This window comes from Streptomyces sp. NPDC001544 (genome assembly GCF_042894285.1).
Classification (GTDB): domain Bacteria; phylum Actinomycetota; class Actinomycetes; order Streptomycetales; family Streptomycetaceae; genus Streptomyces.
The window spans coordinates 279,512-296,562 of sequence record NZ_JBIAVN010000004.1 but is presented as its reverse complement, the minus strand read 5'-3'; the positions used below and the strand labels follow the sequence as shown (position 1 = coordinate 296,562).

Sequence of the window (17,051 nt, the reverse complement as noted above, 5' to 3'; positions counted from 1 at the left end):
CAGAGGCATCGTTGTACCCGCTGGCACCGGGCGCCGACCGGGCGGACCGGGGGAGCCCGGACGGCGCCCACCAGGCTGCCGCATCGCGCACACGGGGGTGGCGCGATGCGGCAGGCGGCCGGTGCCGTGCCCGGGGGGCTACTTCAGGCCGATGGCCGTGCAGTCCGCCTTGAGCTTGGGCGTGCAGATGGCGTCCAGCTTGTAGATGCCGTCCGCGAGGACGGTGCTCTTGATGGTCTGCCGCGTCAGGGCGTTCACCGTGACGAGCTGGGCGGGGATGTTCTTGTCGGTGGGGCTGTCGACCTTGTCCTGGGTGAGGGAGTCGAACTGGATGTCCCGGCCCTGCAGCTTGGCGACGGCCATCTCCGCGGCGGCCTGGGCCAGGTCCGGGTAGGGCTTGTAGACGCTCATGTACTGCTCGCCGGAGACGATCCGCTGGACCGCCGGCAGTTCCGCGTCCTGGCCGGTGATGGGCGGCAGGTGGGTGACGCCCGCGTTGTGGAACGCGTCGACGATGCCACCGGCCATGGCGTCGTTGGCAGAGTAGACGGCGGCGATGTTGTCCTTGCCGATCGAGTTGATCGCCTTGGTCATCTCCTTCTCGGCGTTCTTCGGGTCCCAGGCGGGGGTGTCGTAGCTGTCCGCGATGGTCACCTTGCCGTTGAGCTCGGAGAGCGCGCCCTCCTTGAACTGCGCCGAGTTCGGGTCGGTGGACGAGCCGTTGATCATCACGACCTTGTCGGAGGTGTCGGCCTGCGGGCCGAGCGCCCCGAGCAGGGTGCGGGCCTGGACCTCGCCGACGAGCTCGTTGTCGAAGGAGGCGTACGCGTCGATCGGGCCCTCGGCCAGCCGGTCGTAGGCGATGACCGGGATGCCCGCCTCCTTGGCCTTCTTCACCATCGGGGCGATGCCGTGCGAGTCGACGGCGTCGAGGACGATCAGGTCGACCTTGTCGTCGATCATCTGCTGCATCTGGCGGATCTGCTTCTTCAGGCTCGCGTCCGCGTTGGCGTACACGGTCTTGCCCTGCTTCTTGGTGAGCTCGGAGATCCGGTCCCGCATGATCGGGTAGTCGAACTGCGAGTACCGCGTGTTCGTCTTCTCCGGCATCAGGACGCCCACGGTGACGTCGTTGCCCCTCGTCGGGCTTGCGTCGCTCGAGTCCCCCGTCGCGTTCAGCATGCCGCAGCCGGCGAGTGAGAGGGTCATCGTGGTGGCGGCCACGGACAGGGCGATACGACGCATTCGAGGGCTCACTTCAGGGGTTTCGGGACGCGGCGGCTCCTATGCCACCCAGATGACTGAAAAGCCAACGCGTCGCCCACCACCGACGTCAAGCGGAATCACTTAACGAGTGCGCAACACCACGCTCCGCAGCACCTGTGAAGACGGAGCGGAATCGCCTCCAATCGCCCTTTACGGACCCTTCACCCAACGGGAGTTCACGTGCGGGTAAAGATCGGTGCAACCAACTCCATACCCGGCGAGTCGCGATCGCCGAGGCCGCGAACACCTACTCGACCCCCCGCCCCGATCCGAGCACAGGAGCGAACGATTCACGACGCCAACCTCCCAACCGGAACGTCCCCGTGGCACCGAAGGTGCACGGCGAAGGGGCCCGGAGGTTTCCCCTCCAGGCCCCTTCGGTGTGCGCGTGCGCGTCAGTCCGAGGGCTGCTGCCGCTTCGGGCGCCAGACCACCAGCGCGCTGGTCTGCTGGACCTCCTGGTACGGGACGAGGTCCCGCCGGTAGGAGGCGTGCACGGCGGCCTCGCGCTGACGCATCGTCGCCGCCGCGCCGTCCAGCGCCGCCTGCATCTCCGCGACACGGGACTGAAGGGCGGCGACCTGGTTCTCCAGTTCGATGATGCGCTTGATGCCGGCCAGGTTGATGCCCTCGTCCTGCGACAACTGCTGCACCTGGCGGAGCAGTTCGATGTCGCGGGCCGAGTAGCGGCGGCCCCGGCCGGGAGTGCGGTCGGGCGAGACCAGGCCCAGGCGGTCGTACTGGCGCAGCGTCTGCGGGTGCAGGCCGGAAAGCTGGGCCGCCACCGAGATGACGTAGACCGGGGTCTCCTCGGTCAGTTCATACGGGTTGCGTCGACGGCCGTCCATCCCACTCAAGCTCCCTTCGCAGCCTCGAACAGCTCAGCCCGCGGATCCTCCCCCGCGGTCGCCTCGCGATACGCCTCGAGCGCGTCACGAGCCTTCCCCGACAGGTCCTTCGGAACACTCACCTCGACGGTGACCAACAGGTCGCCGCGGGTGCCGTCCTTGCGGACCGCGCCCTTGCCCCGCGCCCGCATGGTGCGCCCGTTGGGCGTGCCCGGCGGAAGCTTCAGCGTGACGGCGGGGCCGCCGAGGGTCGGGACCCGGACCTCGCCGCCGAGGGCCGCCTCGGTGAACGTGACGGGGACGGTGACCGTGAGGTTGTCGCCCCTGCGGCCGAACACCGGGTGCTCACCCACGTGCACGACCACGTACAGGTCGCCCGCCGGTCCGCCCCGCTCACCGGGCGCGCCCTTGCCGCGCAGCCGGATGCGCTGCCCGTCGGTCACGCCGGCCGGGATACGGACCTGCATGGTGCGGGACGACTTGGCCCGGCCGCTGCCCTTGCAGTCGGGGCAGGGGTGCTCCGCGATCAGGCCGCGGCCCTTGCAGTCGGGGCAGGGGTCGGTGAGGGAGAAGCCTCCCCCGGAGCCCCGGGCGACCTGGCCGGTGCCGACGCAGGTCGGGCACACACGCGGAGTGCCGTTCTTGTCGCCGGTGCCCGAACAGGCCTTGCACGGTGCCTGCGAGGACATCCTGAGCGGGACCGTGGCCCCCTCGATGGCCTCCGTGAAGCTCAGCGTGACCTCGGACTCGATGTCCTGGCCGCGCCGGGGCTGGGTGCGCGTGGTGCCCGCACCGCCCCGGTTGAACAGGCCCCCGAAGACGTCACCGATCCCGCCGCCGAAGCCGCCGCCCTGGGCACCGCCTCCGGCTCCACCGCCGAAGAGGTCGCCCAGGTCGAAGTTGAACGATCCGCCACCCGCGCCCGGCCCGGGGCGGAAGCCCCCGTTGCCGAAGAGCGCGCGCGCCTCGTCGTACTCCTTGCGCTTCTTGGGGTCACCGAGGACATCGTTCGCCTCGGAGATCTCCTTGAAGCGCTCCTCGGCCTTGGCGTTGCCCTTGTTGGCGTCCGGGTGGTTCTCGCGGGCGAGCTTCCGGTACGCCTTCTTGATCTCGGCCTCGGTGGCGTCCTTGGGGACGCCGAGGACCTTGTAGTAGTCCTTCTCGATGAAGTCCTTGGTGCTCATCCCCGACGCCCCTCCTTCCCGTCAGTGTCTACGACGTCAGCCCTCCTCAGGGCCGTTGTCCTTGTCGTCGTCGGCCGCCTGGGCCTCGTCGGCCCCCTCGGCCTTGACCGTCTGCGCGCCGGGCTGCGGCTCGGCCACGGCCACCCGCGCGGGGCGGATGGTGCGCTCGCCGATGCGGTACCCGGGCTGCAGAATCGCCACGCACGTCGTCTCGGTGACGTCCGGCGCGTAACTGTGCATCAGGGCCTCGTGGATCGTCGGGTCGAAGGGCTCGCCCTCTTTGCCGAACTGCTGCAGGCCCATCTTGGCCGCAACGGTCTCCAGCGACTCGGCCACCGACTTGAAACCGCCGACGAGTTCGCCGTGTTCCCGGGCCCGGCCGATGTCGTCCAGCACGGGCAGGAGCTCGGTCAGGAGGTTCGCGATGGCGATCTCCTTGACCGTGATCCGGTCGCGCTCGACGCGGCGGCGGTAGTTCTGGTACTCGGCCTGGAGGCGCTGGAGGTCCGCGGTGCGCTCGCCGAGCGCGGTGCGCACCTGGTCCAGCTGGGCCACCAGACCCGCTGTCTGGCTCGCGTCCCCGGCCGGGGCCGCCTCCTCCTTCGGAGTGGAGGCGGCCTTCGGCTCGGCGTCGTCAGGGGTGGCGCCGGAGGGGACGTCGGGCTTCTCGTCGAAGCCCGGGGTCTCCTCCGTCACGCGGCACCGTCCTTGCGCTCGTCGTCCACGATCTCGGCGTCGACGACGTCGTCGTCGGCCTTGGCCTCACCGGCACCGGCGGACTCGCCACCGGCGGCCTGCGCGGCGTCGGCGTACATGGCCTGGCCCAGCTTCTGGGAGACGGCCGCGACCTTCTCCGTGGCGCCCCGGATCTCGGCGGTGTCCTCGCCCTTGAGGGCTTCCTTCAGCTCGCCGATCGCGCCCTCGACCTCGGTCTTGATCTCGCCCGGGACCTTGTCCTCGTTGTCCTTGAGGAACTTCTCGGTCTGGTAGACGAGCTGCTCGCCCTGGTTGCGGCTCTCAGCGGCCTCGCGGCGCTTGTGGTCCTCCTCCGCGTACCGCTCGGCCTCCTCACGCATGCGGTCGACCTCGTCCTTCGGGAGCGAGGAGCCGCCGGTGACGGTCATCTTCTGCTCCTTGCCGGTGCCGAGGTCCTTCGCCGTGACGTGCATGATGCCGTTGGCGTCGATGTCGAAGGAGACCTCGATCTGCGGGACGCCGCGGGGCGCCGGCGGCAGACCGGTCAGCTCGAACATGCCGAGCTTCTTGTTGTACGCCGCGATCTCGCGCTCGCCCTGGTAGACCTGGATCTGCACGGACGGCTGGTTGTCCTCGGCCGTGGTGAAGATCTCGGAGCGCTTGGTCGGGATCGTGGTGTTGCGCTCGATCAGCTTGGTCATGATGCCGCCCTTGGTCTCGATACCGAGGGACAGCGGGGTGACGTCGAGGAGCAGGACGTCCTTGACCTCGCCCTTGAGGACACCGGCCTGGAGCGAGGCGCCGATGGCGACGACCTCGTCCGGGTTCACGCCCTTGTTGGCCTCCTTGCCGCCGGTCAGCTCCTTGACGAGCTCGGCGACGGCGGGCATACGGGTGGAGCCACCGACGAGGACGACGTGGTCGATCTCGTTGATGGAGATGCCGGCGTCCTTGATGACGTTGTGGAACGGCGTCTTGCAGCGCTCCAGCAGATCGGCCGTCAGCTGCTGGAACTGAGCCCGGGTGAGCTTCTCGTCCAGGTGCAGCGGGCCCTCGGCGGACGCGGTGATGTAGGGCAGGTTGATCGAGGTCTCGGTGGACGAGGACAGCTCGATCTTCGCCTTCTCGGCGGCCTCGCGCAGACGCTGCAGGGCCATCTTGTCCTTGGCCAGGTCCACGCCGTGACCGGACTTGAACTGCTGCACCAGGTAGTCGACGACGCGCTGGTCCCAGTCGTCACCACCGAGGTGGTTGTCACCGTTGGTGGCCTTCACCTCGACGACGCCGTCGCCGATCTCCAGCAGGGACACGTCGAAGGTGCCGCCACCGAGGTCGAAGACGAGGATCGTCTGGTCGTCCTTGTCCAGGCCGTAGGCGAGCGCGGCCGCGGTCGGCTCGTTGACGATGCGCAGGACGTTCAGACCGGCGATCTCGCCGGCCTCCTTGGTCGCCTGGCGCTCGGAGTCGTTGAAGTACGCCGGGACGGTGATGACCGCGTCGGTCACCTTCTCGCCCAGGTAGGACTCGGCATCGCGCTTCAGCTTCTGCAGGATGAAGGCGGAGATCTGCTGCGGGTTGAAGGGCTTCCCGTCGAGCTCCATCTTCCAGTCGGTGCCCATGTGGCGCTTCACCGAGCGGATGGTCCGGTCCACGTTCGTGACCGCCTGGCGCTTGGCGACCTCGCCCACCAGCACCTCGCCGTTCTTGGCGAAGGCGACGACGGACGGCGTGGTCCTGGCACCCTCGGCGTTGGTGATGACGGTGGGCTCGCCGCCCTCCAGAACGCTGACGACGGAGTTAGTCGTGCCCAGGTCGATGCCGACCGCACGTGCCATGGTTGATTCCTCCAGCTGACTTGAGTGGAACAGGCTCAAGTGTGCACGAGGCGGACCGCTGGGTCAACAGACATGAGTCGACTGGGCTCAAGTCTTATCCGTTCCTTACACGCAACCGCCCTGTGACCTGTGCGGATACCTCGCCGGAGGCCCGTGTGGAGGTCTGCGCGGGCGGCCTGGGGCAGGCCCGAACGGGTGACCTCGGGGAGGTCTGGGCCGGTGTCCGGGTGAAGGTCTGAACGGGTGTCCGGGTGGAGGTCTGCGCGGGAGTGCGGGTCGAGGTCTGGACGGGCGTCCCGGTGAGGGTGCGGGTCGCCGTCCGGGGGCCGCTCTGTGCGGGTGCCCGGCGACGGGCGCCGTACACGGGGACGCGCAGCAGCCCGAGCACGACCGCCGACGCCCCGCCGACCACCCACAGCACGGCCGGCTCCCCCGCCCACCCGCTGTGCACGAGCACCCCGGCCAGTACCGCCGCGAAGGCCCCGGCCCCCAGGAGCGCGGTGACCGTGGGCGGAGTGGGCCCGAGCCGCCGCAACCGGTGGGCGAGGTGGTCGGGTCCGCCGCGCAGCAGCGGGCGCCCGGCCATCAGCCGCGAGACGACCACGAGGACCACGTCCGCGGTGGCGACCGCGGTGAGCGGGAAGAGCACCCGGGCGCTGGACGCGAGCGGGTACCCGGCCCGGGCGAACACGGCGGCGGAGGCGAGCAGGAACCCGGTGAACAGCGACCCGCAGGCGCCCAGGCCGATCCGGGCCGGCGGCCAGTTGTGCATGAGGAAACCGGTCAGGGCGGCGGCGAGCACGCTCAGCAGCACCGCGAGCCCGTCCATCACCTCGGCCGCCGCGCAGGCGCCCGCGCCGAAGGCGGTGACCACCCCGACCGTGCCCGCGAGCCCGTCGGCGTGGTCGAGGGCCCGGAAGGCCAGCGCGACGAAGACGATCCAGGCGACCGCGAGCAGCCCGGCGGGCAGCCCCGTCTCCTCGTACGGCACCACGAGGGCCGCCGCCACCGCCGTACCGCCGACCAGGACCCGCGCCCGCAGCCGCCACACGTCGGCGGCCAGCCCGAGCGCGGCGACGCCCACCCCCGCGACCAGCAGGCGTGCCACCCCGTCCCCCAGGGGTGCCACCCGCGTCCACTGCCCCGTCCCGGCGACGAGACAGGTGACGGCCACGACGGCCAGCCCCCCGAACAGCGGCACCGGCCGCTGCCGCCGCCGGTCGACGATCCCGGCCCGCAGAACGGGCCCCCTGAGCATGGCCGCGAGCACGGCGGTCAGGAGGAAGGCGGTGGTGGCGGCGCTGATCCCGTAGAGCACGGCTCTAAATTAGGCCCGAAAGTAACAATTCTGGATGAATAACACGATCAGATTGTGCGTCGGGCGCCGCCTCGGCCCCCCGCGGCCTCCGCTCAGGGCCACCTCAGCGACCCATATCACCCCGCACCCGGCTGCATCCCGACGGAAGATGGGGGTAGTCTCAGACGGACTGCATAAGTTACCGCTTAGTAATGTCGCTCGGTCAATTCGAGGCCGCCTCAGGAGCCCCAATGCAACTCGCCGCGATCATCGTGTCGCTGGTCCTGATCGTGGTCGGCGTGGCACTGTTCGGCCGCGCCCTCCTGCAGATCTACAACTTCATGCGGCTGGGCCAGCCCGTGCCGGCCGGCACGCGGACCAACGATCCCACACAGCGCACCCTCACCGTGGCCAAGGAGTTCATCGGCCACACCCGGATGAACCGGTGGGGCGTCATCGGTGTGGCGCACTGGTTCGTGGCGGTGGGCTTCCTCACCCTGCTGCTGACGATCGTCAACGCGTTCGGCCAGCTGTTCCAGGCCGACTGGCTCCTGCCGGTCCTCGGCGAGTGGGCGCCGTACAACATGTACGTCGAGTTCATCGGCACGATGACGGTGCTCGGCATCCTCGCCCTGATCGTCATCCGCCAGCTCAGCCACCCGCGCAGGCCGGGCCGCAAGTCCCGCTTCGCCGGCTCCAACTTCGGCCAGGCGTACTTCGTCGAGACCGTCATCCTCATCGTCGGCGTCTGCATCTTCATGCTGCACGCCCTGGAGGGCGCCCAGCACCACGTGGACGGCTACGAGGCCTCGTTCTTCATCTCGTACCCGGTGGTGCACTGGCTGGAGGGCATGGACGTCTCCACGCTCCAGAACCTCACCTACTTCTTCGCCGGCCTGAAGATCGCGACCTCCTTCATCTGGATGATCGTGGTCGCCCTGAAGACCGACATGGGCGTCGCCTGGCACCGCTTCCTCGCGTTCCCGAACATCTGGTTCAAGCGCAACGCGACCGGTGAGACCTCCCTGGGCGCCCTGCTCCCGATGACGTCCGGCGGCAAGCCGATCGACTTCGAGGACCCGGGCGACGACGACGTCTTCGGCGTCTCGCAGGTCGAGCAGTTCTCCTGGAAGGGCCTGCTCGACTTCTCCACCTGCACCGAGTGCGGCCGCTGCCAGTCGCAGTGCCCCGCCTGGAACACCGGCAAGCCGCTCTCCCCCAAGCTGCTGATCATGTCGCTGCGGGACCACGCCCACGCCAAGGCGCCCTACCTGCTCGCGGGTGGCGGCAAGACCATGGAGGGCGAGGAGAAGGCGTCCGAGGAGGCCCTGAAGGACGTCCCCGCCGCCGCCCTCGCGGAGGCCGAGCGCCCGCTGATCGGCACCGCCGAGGAGAACGGCGTCATCGACCCGGACGTCCTGTGGTCCTGCACCACCTGCGGCGCCTGCGTCGAGCAGTGCCCCGTCGACATCGAGCACGTCGACCACATCGTCGACATGCGCCGCTACCAGGTGATGATCGAGAGCGCCTTCCCGTCCGAGGCGGGCACGATGCTCAAGAACCTGGAGAAGAAGGGCAACCCCTGGGGCCTGGCCAAGAAGCAGCGCCTGGAGTGGCTCAAGGAGGTCGACTTCGAGGTCCCGGTCGTCGGCAAGGACATCGAGGACCTCACCGAGGTCGAGTACCTGTACTGGGTCGGCTGCGCCGGCGCCCTCGAGGACCGCGCCAAGAAGACCACCAAGGCCTTCGCCGAACTCCTCCACATCGCGGGCGTCAAGTTCGCGATCATGGGCGGCGACGAGAAGTGCACCGGTGACTCCGCCCGCCGCCTCGGCAACGAGCCCCTCTTCCAGGAGCTCGGCATGGAGAACGTGATGGCCCTGAACACGGCGTTCGGCGAGGAGCTGGACGACGAGGGCAAGGTCACGGCCGAGTCGAAGAAGCCGAAGTCGGCGAAGAAGATCGTCGCCACCTGCCCGCACTGCCTCAACACGCTCGGCAACGAGTACCCGCAGCTCGGCGGCGACTACGAGGTCATCCACCACACCCAGCTCCTCCAGCACCTGGTGGACGAGGGCAAGCTGGTCCCGGTCACCCCGGTCGAGGGCATCATCACCTACCACGACCCGTGCTACCTGGGCCGCCACAACAAGATCTACACGCCCCCGCGCGAGATCATCGGCAAGGTCCCGGGCCTGCGCAACGAGGAGATGCACCGCCACAAGGAGCGCGGCTTCTGCTGCGGCGCCGGCGGCGCCCGGATGTGGATGGAGGAGCGGATCGGCAAGCGCATCAACAACGAGCGCGTCGACGAAGCCCTCTCCCTCAACCCGGACATCGTCTCCACGGCCTGCCCGTTCTGCCTGGTCATGCTGACCGACTCGGTCAACGGCAAGAAGAACGACGGCAAGGCCAAGGAGTCCATCCAGGTCGTGGACGTCGCCCAGCTCCTCCTCGACTCCGTCAGGACCCCGGTCGACCCGGCGGGCGAGGCGGAGACGGAGAGCGAGCCGGAGCCGGAGCCGGTGAAGTAGGCGAAGCACCCCGACTCGATCGGTACGCACGATGCCCCCTCGCCCTTTCCGGGCGAGGGGGCATCGTCGTGCTCACCAGCCCGAGACGGTGGAGCTCGGTGTCACGACGGGGGCGGAGCCGGGAAAGGTCGGTGTCCCGCCCGGGGCCGGCTCGGCCGCCGTCGTCCTCACGATGTCGACCACCGCCCCGATCCGCAGCCGCCCGTACAGCCACTTCGCGTCGGAGAGCCGCAGGCCGATCCAGCCCGACGTGGTGTCGTACTTGCCCGGGGCCTTGGTGCCGTTCGGTATGGCGGCGAGGAAGGTGGTCGCGCCGTCCTGCGCCCGCAGGCCGATCACCCACGGCAGCTTGTAGCCGCCTGTGGCCCCTCCGACGACCACTCCATCGCCCATCACCTTCACGTCGGTCATCGAGGTGACGGTCATCCGCCCGGTCGGCGTCGGTGTCTTCGCGAGGCCGGAGGTGATCGGCAGCTTGCGCCCGCCGGCGACGAGGTAGCGCGCCGAGAGGTTCACCGTGACGTCGGCCGCCGCCCGCTGGGTCGGCGAGCTGATCGCCGTACGGGTCTGCCGCGGGGCGGGCGGCGCGCTGGTCCGGCCGGCGGCCGGCGTGGACGTCCGCCCGGCGTCCGGACCGCCCAGGTTCAGCACCAGCGTGAGCGTCACCGCGACCGCGGCGGCCGTCCCGGCGACGGCGGCGGCGGTACGCCGGTGACGGCGGCGCGACTGGGCCAGGCGGCGGATGTCCGCGCCCGACGCGGTCGGCAACCTCTGCCCCGACTCGGCCAGTTGGCGCAGCCCGGTGGTGAGGTCATCGGACACGGTCGTCCTCCCTCTCCCCGTCACCGCTGCCCAGTTCCCGCGCCAGCGCCGCCCGGCCGCGGGACAGCCGGGCCTTGACCGTCCCCACGGGGGCCCCGGTCTCGGAGGCTACCTGCTCCACACTCAGGTCGCACAGATGGTGCAGGACCACCGCCATCCGCTGCGCCTCGGGCAACCGCCGCAACGCGGCGACCAGATCGGCGAGATGAGCCTGCCCGGACTCGGGCCCCGGCGTGTACTCCGGCGGCGGGGTACGGCGCACCAGTTCCAGCCACCGCTTCGCCCGCCGCCAGCGGCTCACCGCGAGCCGCATCGCCACGGTCCGGACCCACGCCTCGGGCGCCCCGTCCGCCAGGAACTCCCGGCGCCGGTCCCAAGCCCGTACGAACGCGTCCTGCACGACGTCCTGCGCCTCGCCGTGGTCCCCGGTGAAGGCGTAGAGCTGGCCGGTCAGCCGGGGGAACGCGGCGGCGTAGAAAGCGTCGAACTCCTCCTCCGTCATGCCCCCGCCTCTTCCTCCGTCATGCCCCCACCACGAGTTTCCCGATGTCCCGTGCAACCCGGCGGTCACCGCCGTGCGTACAGGTCCCGTACGTCGCACATCGAAACACACCGCAGGAGGAAAACCATGACCCGTAGAGACAACTCCCCTCGCGCCGCCGTCTTTTGGGCCGTCCGCCCACCGGTCGTGCCACTGACGTGACTCCCCGACCCCCCTCCCCGCGCGAGGACTTCGCCGCCTACGCCGAGCGTGCCTGGCCCCGCCTGTACCGCACCGCCCACCTGCTGACCGGTGATCCGCGGGCGGCCCGGGAGCTGGCGCGCGCGACGCTGGCCGACACCTACGCCCGCCGTCGGCGGATGCCGCGCGACGACGCCGACTTCTACGTCCGGCGGACACTGGTCCGCCGGTATCTGCGCCACGCCCGTCGCCTCGCACGCGGTGCCGGCGAACGGCCGCTCCTCTTCCACGCGCTCGGACGCCTGGGCCGCCGGCAGCGGGTGGTGCTGGTGCTGCGCCACGGCGAGCACCTGGCCGAGGCGGAGATCGCCGAGGTGCTGGGCTGCTCGGTCGGCGCCGTCAGGTCGTACGCGCGGCGGGGCCTTTCGGCTCTCGGCCCGCTGCCGGTGTCGGGAGTCGGCCGATGAGCCGTACCCAGGCGCGCGAGGCGCGCGAGGCACGCGAACGCGAGGTCCGCGAGGCGTTCGCCGAGGCGGCGCGCGAAGCCGACCCGCCGCCCCTGCCGCTGGCCGAGATCGAACACGAGGGCCGCGCCCGCCGCCGCAGACGCCTCGCCACGGCGCTGCTCACCGTCTGCCTGGTGATGCTCGCCCCACTCGGCTACATCGCCTCCCACACCCTGGTCACGACCTCGTCGTCCGGCTCGACGTCGCCCTCGGACCCCACACCGGCCGGCACCGTGCGCGTGGTCGCCTCGGGCGAACGCGTGCGTGCCATGTCCGGCGTGGAGTTGTGGCTGTCGAAGGACGGGGAGCACTGGTCGACGGCATCGGGACCGGGCTGGTTCCAGCCGGTCGGCGGCCGTGCGGCGCACGGTCCCGCCCTCACCCTCCACCTGGAGGGGAGCGGCAACCGCGCCGTCCTGTCCGGCATCTACCGGGGCGACGTGCCGGCCGCGCGGGTGGAGGTGACCATGCCGTCCGGCGCGACACACGGCACGCTGCTCATGCTGGCGGGTGCCCGTGGCTGGAACGCGTGGTACACGACCCTCCCGACCGAACGGGTGAAGCGGGAGTTCGAGAAGTTGCGGGTGACGGTGTACGACGCGCGGGGCGTGGCGCTGGCGAGAAGCGGATGGAACTCGTGACCGACATGACGGACGTACCGGAAGTGGCCGGGAGCACGGGGCCCGGGACCACGGCCTCCGAGGACCCGGATCCGACAACCGCCCAGGAACCCGGCCCGGATCCGCATCCGGACCCGCCGAAGCGTGTACGCCGCCGGCGACGGCTGCCCCGGCGGGTCCGCAGCCGACGGCGCCGGGGCCGCTGGATCCGGCGGGGCCTGATCGCCCTGCTCACCCTCGTCCTGGCGCTGTGCGGCGCGGTCGTCGTCGCGTACCGGCTGACCGTCATCCCCGACCCGCATCCGGAGACGGTGGTCCAGAGCACCGTGTTCGTCGACGCGAGCGGCGAGTACCTGGGCCGGCGAGGCCCCGTGGACCGGCAGGACGTGAAGCTCTCCCAGGTCCCCCGGCAGGTGCAGGACGCGGTGATCGCCGCCGAGAACCGCTCGTTCCGCACGGACTCGGGTGTCTCGCCGACCGCCGTCGTACGGGCGGCGGTGTCCACGCTGAGCGGCGGTGAGCGGCAGGGCGGTTCGACGATCACGCAGCAGTACGTGAAGAACGCGCTGCTCAGCCCCGAGCAGTCGCTCACCCGCAAGGCCCGCGAGGCGCTGATCGCCGTCAAGCTGGACCGTACACGCTCCAAGGAGTCGATCCTCGAGGGTTACCTCAACACCGTGTACTTCGGCCGGGGCGCGGCCGGTGTCCAGTCGGCGGCGCGGAACTACTTCGGCGTGGACGCCAAGGACCTGACGCTGTCGCAGGGCGCGGCCCTGGCGGCCATCATCAACCTGCCGTCGTACTACGAGCGGGCGGGCGCGGACGCCAAGGTGACGGCGACCCTGCACAAGCGGTGGGAGTGGGTCCTCGGCGGGATGCTCGGCGCGGGCACGATCACCGCGAAGGACCGTGCGCAGGCGTCCTTCCCGGCCTTCCGCTTCTACCCGCCGGGCGCCACGGACGGCCAGCGGCAGTACCTCATCGACATGGCGGCGGCCGAGGCGGCGAAGCGACTGGGCATCTCCCAGGACGAGTTGGCCCGGGGCGGGTACACGGTGCGTACGACGTTCGACGTGGCGGCGCAGGACGCGACGGCGGAGCGGGTGGGCGACGCGCCGCCGGCCGCCAAGGGGGCACGCCTGCACACCGCGGTGGTGGCGATGGTCCCCGGGGACGGCGCGGTCCGGGTGCTGTACGGGGGTGCGGAGTACGCCAAGCAGCCGTTCAACGACGCGGTGTCCGGTGCGGTGGAGGCGGGAACGGCACTGACGGCACTCAAGAAGTCGGACCTCGACGTCCCGGCGGCTTCCCTCATCCGTACGGCCACGCCGTCCCCGCTGCGGCTGGCGTCGGCGTACGCCGCGGTCGCGGCGGGGGCCACGTACGCGAAGCCGTACACGGTCGCGAAGATCACCCGCGCCGGCCGCACCCTGTACACGGCCCGCCCCGACACCCGCCGGCTCCTGCCCGCGGGGGCGGCCGTACCCGTGGCGAAACCCCCGTCCGGGGCCTTCCTGCGCTCCTTCACCGGCGGCGCGGGCACCGGCCCCGGCACCCGCACGGTCTGGCACACGGAGTCCGACGACCACCTCTCCGTCACGGTCGCCCTGTTCGCCGAACACCCGGCCAAGGGCAAACACCCGGCGACCCCCGCACGGCTCTCCGGCAGCCCGGAGCAGTTCGCACAGGCGGTCGCGGGGACGGCACGGACGGGCCGGGCGACCGGCTGAGGGGTCAGGAGGACGGGCAGAGGTGGCTTATGAGGGCAGCGAGTTGGGGCCGGTCGGTTTCGATGACAGTTCCGGGCTCGTCACTCTCGCGTACGAGGAGGCCCGCCTCCGCAGTCGCGGCTACCTCAAGGCAGTCGGAAGAGTCTCCGCCGCCGGAGAACGAGGACTTCTGCCAGATGATACCCTGTGCCATGTCGGGACCTTTCACATCTGCTGGACGAGGCGATGGATGAAGTTCCTCGACTCTACGACGCCCAACGCAACCCCCTCCACCTTGCGGAGAACCTCCCGATAACGACTGAGCTGGGCCTCCGCATCCAAGAAGGCACCGCCATGCGGCGTATCGGCCAGGACGGTGTCCAGTTGGGGAACGGGTCCGTTCGCGTACACAAACGGCGTGTCGACACCGGCATAGTTGTCCACGTCGAACGGGACAACGCGCACCGTGACCTGGGGCCGCTCGGTCTGCTCCAGGACGTGCAGGAGCTGATGTCGGGCGACCTTCGCGTCGGCAGCCCGGACCCGCAGGGCGGCTTCATGGATCACCGCCCGGTAGCCGACCCCGCCAAGAACATCCTGACGGCGCAGCCGGAAGCGTGTCCGCACGTCGATCTCCTCAGCAGACAGCTTCGGCACCGTGGCCGTGAAGATTGCCTTGATCTGCTCCTCTGTCTGCAGCAGCGCCGGAATGTGCATGCTCTGGTACGTGCGCAACGCAGCTGCATGATGCTCAAGTTCGGCGAGATCCAGGTAGCCCGTCGGCACCAGCTCCCGAAACTCCTCCCACCACCCTCGCTCCCGTTCGGTCGCCATACTCACCAGCGCCTCGACAAGTTCGGCATCGTCGCAGGCGTACTCGCCCGCCAAATGCCGTACGCGCTCGGCACTGACCCCGACCCGCCCCACCTCCGTACTGGAGAGCTTGGTCTCTGCGATGCCCAGCGCCCGCGCCGCCTCGCGACCCGACAATCCGGCCCGTTCCCGGAGTTTACGCAGCTCGACACCCAGCCGCTCCTGGCGTGCAGTGATGACACTCCTGGCAGGCATGTTCCCCTTCTCCCACGCAAGTTGAGACCCCGAGTATCCCAGTCTCACTTGCCTCGGATACATATGTACCCCTACGGTAAGTGACGCAACGACCACTCCACGGAGCGGAAGCGCATCGCCCTGCCCTGCCACGGCGGCGTCGACAGAGCCACCGCCCCCTCCCCCACGACCCGGAGACACCCATGTCCCCCTGGGAGTACACCCTCTACATCCCCCACGACCCCCGAGCCGTCGGCATCTGCCGCCGCGCCCTACGCGACATCCTCACCACCCACCACCTCCCCACCCTCGTCGAACCAGCGGAGCTCCTCGCCTCCGAGCTCCTCGGCAACGCGATCCGTCACACCCGGGGCCCCGCCGCCCTGAAGCTCAGACACTCGGGCCCCTCGTTCCGTCTCGGCACCTGGGACACCGACCCCGCCCCGCCGACGACCACCGCCGCACCGGACGACGCCGAAACCGGCCGCGGGCTGCGCCTCGTCCAGGCCTACGCCGACGACTGGGGCTGGTTCCACATCAACGACCGCCAGGGCAAGGGCGGCAGCGGCAAGTACGTGTGGTGCGAACTGGCCGCGAAGCCTGACAGAACCGCGTGAATTAATCATTCCGGGTCGAGGAATCCCCGAGCGATGGCATTGAACGCATGTGGCACCGTCACGGGCAGGGCATGCCCGGCGTGCGGAACCACAGACAATCGGGCTCCCGGAATGACCGCCGCGGCCCGTCGCGCATCCGGCAGGCCGGCGCGATCCCGCTTCCCGCACAGCAAAAGCGTGGGAACGGCGATCCGCGGGAGCACGTGGGAGAGGTCGCTCGTCTGCAAGGCGTCCAGCATGTCGATCCATCCAGTGCGGTCGGGCAGGTCGGAGAGCGCGCGGACCAGCCAGCCGGGGCGATGCCGCTCGAATCGAAGCCGCCGCCGCGACGTCTTGCCCGGTGCGATCTCAGGCCCTCCGGCCAGAATCAACCGGGCAATGAGATCCGGGCTCTCCACCGCAACCCGCGCGGCCACGATCGCCCCGAGGGAATGGCCGCACAGGTAAACCGACCGTAGCCCTCGGGCGATCTCCGTGACGGAGTCAACCGCCGCCGTCAAGCTGAACGGCCCCGGCGTTCCGCCGAACCCCGGCAGGTCAGGTGCAACGACGTGAAACCCGTCGGACAACGCTTCCAGCTGACGTCGCCACATCCGCCCGCCCTGCCCGGCACCGTGCACCAAGACCAGCGCCGGACGATCAGCCGAACCGGCCTCCAGAAGGTGTGTCCCCATGACCACAAGGTGGCAGCCTCACATGCGCCGGACCAGCCCCGGCCCTGGCTCGGCGAACCCATCCGGTCAGAGCCACCAGGCGAACGGGCTTCATGTACATCTGTTACATTGATGACATGAATGATCCGGTGGTTGAATCAATGGCCGAAGTGCGCAGTCACCTAGCCGACGTCATCGACCGTGCTCGCCGCAACGAGACGCCCACGATCATCACTCGGCGCGGCAAGCAGGAAGCCGTCGTGATCGACATCCAGGAGTACCAGCGCCTGCGCCGAATCGCCGAGGACACCGAAGAGGCATGGCTCAACCGGTTGGCCGACGAGGCGGAGTCGGAAGGCATGGACGGATCGGTCACGCTCGAAGAGATGGCCGCCCTGCTCCGCGCCCAGCAGGGATGACCGAATGGGGCACGTCACCCGCTTCACTCCGCATGCCCAACGGGACATGCTCAAGGTTCCCCGTCCGGACGCCCTGCGCATTCTCCACCGCCTCACCGAGCTCCAGAAGGCGATGGACGCAGGCGGCACGTCGGCCTTCGACATCAAAGCCCTTCAAGGGGACAGCGCCCGTTGGCGGCTCGAAGTCGGCGACTACCGCGTGGTCTACACCGTAGAGGACGGTCAGCTGGTCGTATGGGTGTTGGCCGTAGGCAACCGGCGTGACATCTACCGCCAGACTCCCTGAACCTGTGGGCTACCAGTCGGCGGCGGGGGC

18 protein-coding genes are annotated in these 17,051 nt (G+C 70.0%); 7 read left to right on the top strand and 11 right to left on the bottom strand.

What is annotated here, in order from left to right; all coding sequences use genetic code 11:
- Window positions 1–138: 138 nt before the first annotated feature.
- The 6 genes from ACFY0F_RS14175 to ACFY0F_RS14150 all read right to left on the bottom strand — a co-directional run bounded on the left by ACFY0F_RS14175 (window position 139) and on the right by ACFY0F_RS14150 (window position 7,147).
- Window positions 139–1,245: a sugar ABC transporter substrate-binding protein gene (locus tag ACFY0F_RS14175; RefSeq protein WP_388792907.1), complete on the bottom strand. Its 1,107-nt coding sequence runs from the start codon at window positions 1,243–1,245 to the stop codon at window positions 139–141.
- 416 nt (window positions 1,246–1,661) lie between these two features.
- Window positions 1,662–2,114 (bottom strand): heat shock protein transcriptional repressor HspR, encoded by a 453-nt coding sequence (locus ACFY0F_RS14170; RefSeq protein ID WP_388792905.1) that lies wholly within the window; start codon window positions 2,112–2,114, stop codon window positions 1,662–1,664.
- A 5-nt stretch (window positions 2,115–2,119) separates the two neighbouring features.
- Window positions 2,120–3,298: a molecular chaperone DnaJ gene (dnaJ, locus tag ACFY0F_RS14165; RefSeq protein WP_388792903.1), complete on the bottom strand. Its 1,179-nt coding sequence runs from the start codon at window positions 3,296–3,298 to the stop codon at window positions 2,120–2,122.
- Between the two features lie 36 nt (window positions 3,299–3,334).
- The gene (grpE, locus tag ACFY0F_RS14160; protein ID WP_388792901.1) at window positions 3,335–3,994 is read right to left on the bottom strand and encodes a nucleotide exchange factor GrpE; all 660 of its coding nucleotides are present in this window, start codon (window positions 3,992–3,994) and stop codon (window positions 3,335–3,337) included.
- A complete protein-coding gene (dnaK, locus tag ACFY0F_RS14155) occupies window positions 3,991–5,829 on the bottom strand; it encodes a molecular chaperone DnaK (RefSeq protein ID WP_388792899.1) in 1,839 nt (612 codons plus the stop codon). The genes grpE and dnaK overlap by 4 nt, the downstream gene beginning before the upstream one ends.
- Window positions 5,830–5,923: 94 nt before the next feature.
- Window positions 5,924–7,147: an undecaprenyl/decaprenyl-phosphate alpha-N-acetylglucosaminyl 1-phosphate transferase gene (locus ACFY0F_RS14150; RefSeq protein WP_388792898.1), complete on the bottom strand. Its 1,224-nt coding sequence runs from the start codon at window positions 7,145–7,147 to the stop codon at window positions 5,924–5,926.
- Window positions 7,148–7,377: 230 nt separating this feature from the next.
- Between ACFY0F_RS14150 and ACFY0F_RS14145 the strand changes: the two genes are divergently transcribed.
- Window positions 7,378–9,660, top strand: a complete 2,283-nt coding sequence (locus ACFY0F_RS14145) for a (Fe-S)-binding protein (protein WP_388792896.1) — start codon at window positions 7,378–7,380, stop codon at window positions 9,658–9,660.
- A gap of 72 nt (window positions 9,661–9,732) precedes the next feature.
- Here the strand turns inward: ACFY0F_RS14145 and ACFY0F_RS14140 are convergent, their stop codons facing one another.
- Both ACFY0F_RS14140 and ACFY0F_RS14135 read right to left on the bottom strand, forming a co-directional pair.
- Window positions 9,733–10,482, bottom strand: coding sequence for a L,D-transpeptidase (locus ACFY0F_RS14140; RefSeq protein ID WP_388792894.1), 750 nt, complete (start codon window positions 10,480–10,482; stop codon window positions 9,733–9,735).
- On the bottom strand, window positions 10,472–10,984 hold the full coding sequence (locus ACFY0F_RS14135; RefSeq protein ID WP_388792892.1) for a SigE family RNA polymerase sigma factor: 513 nt from the start codon (window positions 10,982–10,984) through the stop codon (window positions 10,472–10,474). The genes ACFY0F_RS14140 and ACFY0F_RS14135 overlap by 11 nt, the downstream gene beginning before the upstream one ends.
- Before the next feature lie 197 nt (window positions 10,985–11,181).
- Here ACFY0F_RS14135 and ACFY0F_RS14130 point away from each other — a divergent pair, with 197 nt between their 5' ends.
- From ACFY0F_RS14130 to ACFY0F_RS14120, 3 genes are read left to right on the top strand one after another with little or no spacing between them, the layout of a single operon-like run.
- Window positions 11,182–11,631 (top strand): sigma factor-like helix-turn-helix DNA-binding protein, encoded by a 450-nt coding sequence (locus ACFY0F_RS14130; RefSeq protein ID WP_388792890.1) that lies wholly within the window; start codon window positions 11,182–11,184, stop codon window positions 11,629–11,631.
- A complete protein-coding gene (locus ACFY0F_RS14125) occupies window positions 11,628–12,311 on the top strand; it encodes a hypothetical protein (RefSeq protein ID WP_388792888.1) in 684 nt (227 codons plus the stop codon). Before ACFY0F_RS14130 ends, ACFY0F_RS14125 begins: the two co-directional genes overlap by 4 nt.
- Entirely contained in the window at window positions 12,299–14,020 is a 1,722-nt protein-coding gene (locus tag ACFY0F_RS14120) for a transglycosylase domain-containing protein (protein WP_388792886.1), read from the top strand. Before ACFY0F_RS14125 ends, ACFY0F_RS14120 begins: the two co-directional genes overlap by 13 nt.
- A 4-nt stretch (window positions 14,021–14,024) precedes the next feature.
- Here the strand turns inward: ACFY0F_RS14120 and ACFY0F_RS14115 are convergent, their stop codons facing one another.
- Window positions 14,025–14,213, bottom strand: coding sequence for a DUF397 domain-containing protein (locus ACFY0F_RS14115; protein WP_388792884.1), 189 nt, complete (start codon window positions 14,211–14,213; stop codon window positions 14,025–14,027).
- Window positions 14,214–14,224: 11 nt separating this feature from the next.
- Window positions 14,225–15,067: a helix-turn-helix domain-containing protein gene (locus tag ACFY0F_RS14110; RefSeq protein ID WP_388792882.1), complete on the bottom strand. Its 843-nt coding sequence runs from the start codon at window positions 15,065–15,067 to the stop codon at window positions 14,225–14,227.
- A gap of 182 nt (window positions 15,068–15,249) precedes the next feature.
- Between ACFY0F_RS14110 and ACFY0F_RS14105 the strand changes: the two genes are divergently transcribed.
- Complete coding sequence (locus ACFY0F_RS14105; protein ID WP_388792880.1) at window positions 15,250–15,663, top strand: ATP-binding protein; 414 nt, start codon at window positions 15,250–15,252, stop codon at window positions 15,661–15,663.
- Window positions 15,664–15,668: 5 nt separating this feature from the next.
- On the opposite strand, the gene ACFY0F_RS14100 is transcribed toward ACFY0F_RS14105, so the two are convergent.
- The gene (locus tag ACFY0F_RS14100) at window positions 15,669–16,337 is read right to left on the bottom strand and encodes an alpha/beta fold hydrolase (RefSeq protein WP_388792878.1); all 669 of its coding nucleotides are present in this window, start codon (window positions 16,335–16,337) and stop codon (window positions 15,669–15,671) included.
- Window positions 16,338–16,453: 116 nt separating this feature from the next.
- On the opposite strand from ACFY0F_RS14100, the gene ACFY0F_RS14095 reads away from it, so the two are divergent.
- Window positions 16,454–16,735 (top strand): type II toxin-antitoxin system Phd/YefM family antitoxin, encoded by a 282-nt coding sequence (locus tag ACFY0F_RS14095; protein ID WP_388792876.1) that lies wholly within the window; start codon window positions 16,454–16,456, stop codon window positions 16,733–16,735.
- Between the two features lie 4 nt (window positions 16,736–16,739).
- Window positions 16,740–17,021 carry a type II toxin-antitoxin system RelE/ParE family toxin gene (locus ACFY0F_RS14090; RefSeq protein ID WP_388792874.1) on the top strand — a complete coding sequence of 94 codons (282 nt, stop codon included), beginning with the start codon at window positions 16,740–16,742 and terminating at the stop codon, window positions 17,019–17,021.
- Window positions 17,022–17,051: the final 30 nt, after the last annotated feature.

Excerpts from the sequence above, each read along its gene's own strand:
- ACFY0F_RS14090 (WP_388792874.1), top strand. The coding sequence starts at position 16,740 with ATGGGGCACGTCACCCGCTTCACTCCGCATGCCCAACGGGACATGCTC.
- ACFY0F_RS14115 (WP_388792884.1), bottom strand. The coding sequence starts at position 14,213 with ATGGCACAGGGTATCATCTGGCAGAAGTCCTCGTTCTCCGGCGGCGGA.
- ACFY0F_RS14120 (WP_388792886.1), top strand. The coding sequence starts at position 12,299 with ATGGAACTCGTGACCGACATGACGGACGTACCGGAAGTGGCCGGGAGC.
- ACFY0F_RS14170 (WP_388792905.1), bottom strand. The coding sequence starts at position 2,114 with ATGGACGGCCGTCGACGCAACCCGTATGAACTGACCGAGGAGACCCCG.
- ACFY0F_RS14100 (WP_388792878.1), bottom strand. The coding sequence starts at position 16,337 with ATGGGGACACACCTTCTGGAGGCCGGTTCGGCTGATCGTCCGGCGCTG.
- ACFY0F_RS14110 (WP_388792882.1), bottom strand. The coding sequence starts at position 15,067 with ATGCCTGCCAGGAGTGTCATCACTGCACGCCAGGAGCGGCTGGGTGTC.
- ACFY0F_RS14105 (WP_388792880.1), top strand. The coding sequence starts at position 15,250 with ATGTCCCCCTGGGAGTACACCCTCTACATCCCCCACGACCCCCGAGCC.
- ACFY0F_RS14095 (WP_388792876.1), top strand. The coding sequence starts at position 16,454 with ATGAATGATCCGGTGGTTGAATCAATGGCCGAAGTGCGCAGTCACCTA.
- ACFY0F_RS14145 (WP_388792896.1), top strand. The coding sequence starts at position 7,378 with ATGCAACTCGCCGCGATCATCGTGTCGCTGGTCCTGATCGTGGTCGGC.
- ACFY0F_RS14175 (WP_388792907.1), bottom strand. The coding sequence starts at position 1,245 with ATGCGTCGTATCGCCCTGTCCGTGGCCGCCACCACGATGACCCTCTCA.
- ACFY0F_RS14125 (WP_388792888.1), top strand. The coding sequence starts at position 11,628 with ATGAGCCGTACCCAGGCGCGCGAGGCGCGCGAGGCACGCGAACGCGAG.
- ACFY0F_RS14135 (WP_388792892.1), bottom strand. The coding sequence starts at position 10,984 with ATGACGGAGGAGGAGTTCGACGCTTTCTACGCCGCCGCGTTCCCCCGG.
- dnaK (WP_388792899.1), bottom strand. The coding sequence starts at position 5,829 with ATGGCACGTGCGGTCGGCATCGACCTGGGCACGACTAACTCCGTCGTC.
- dnaJ (WP_388792903.1), bottom strand. The coding sequence starts at position 3,298 with ATGAGCACCAAGGACTTCATCGAGAAGGACTACTACAAGGTCCTCGGC.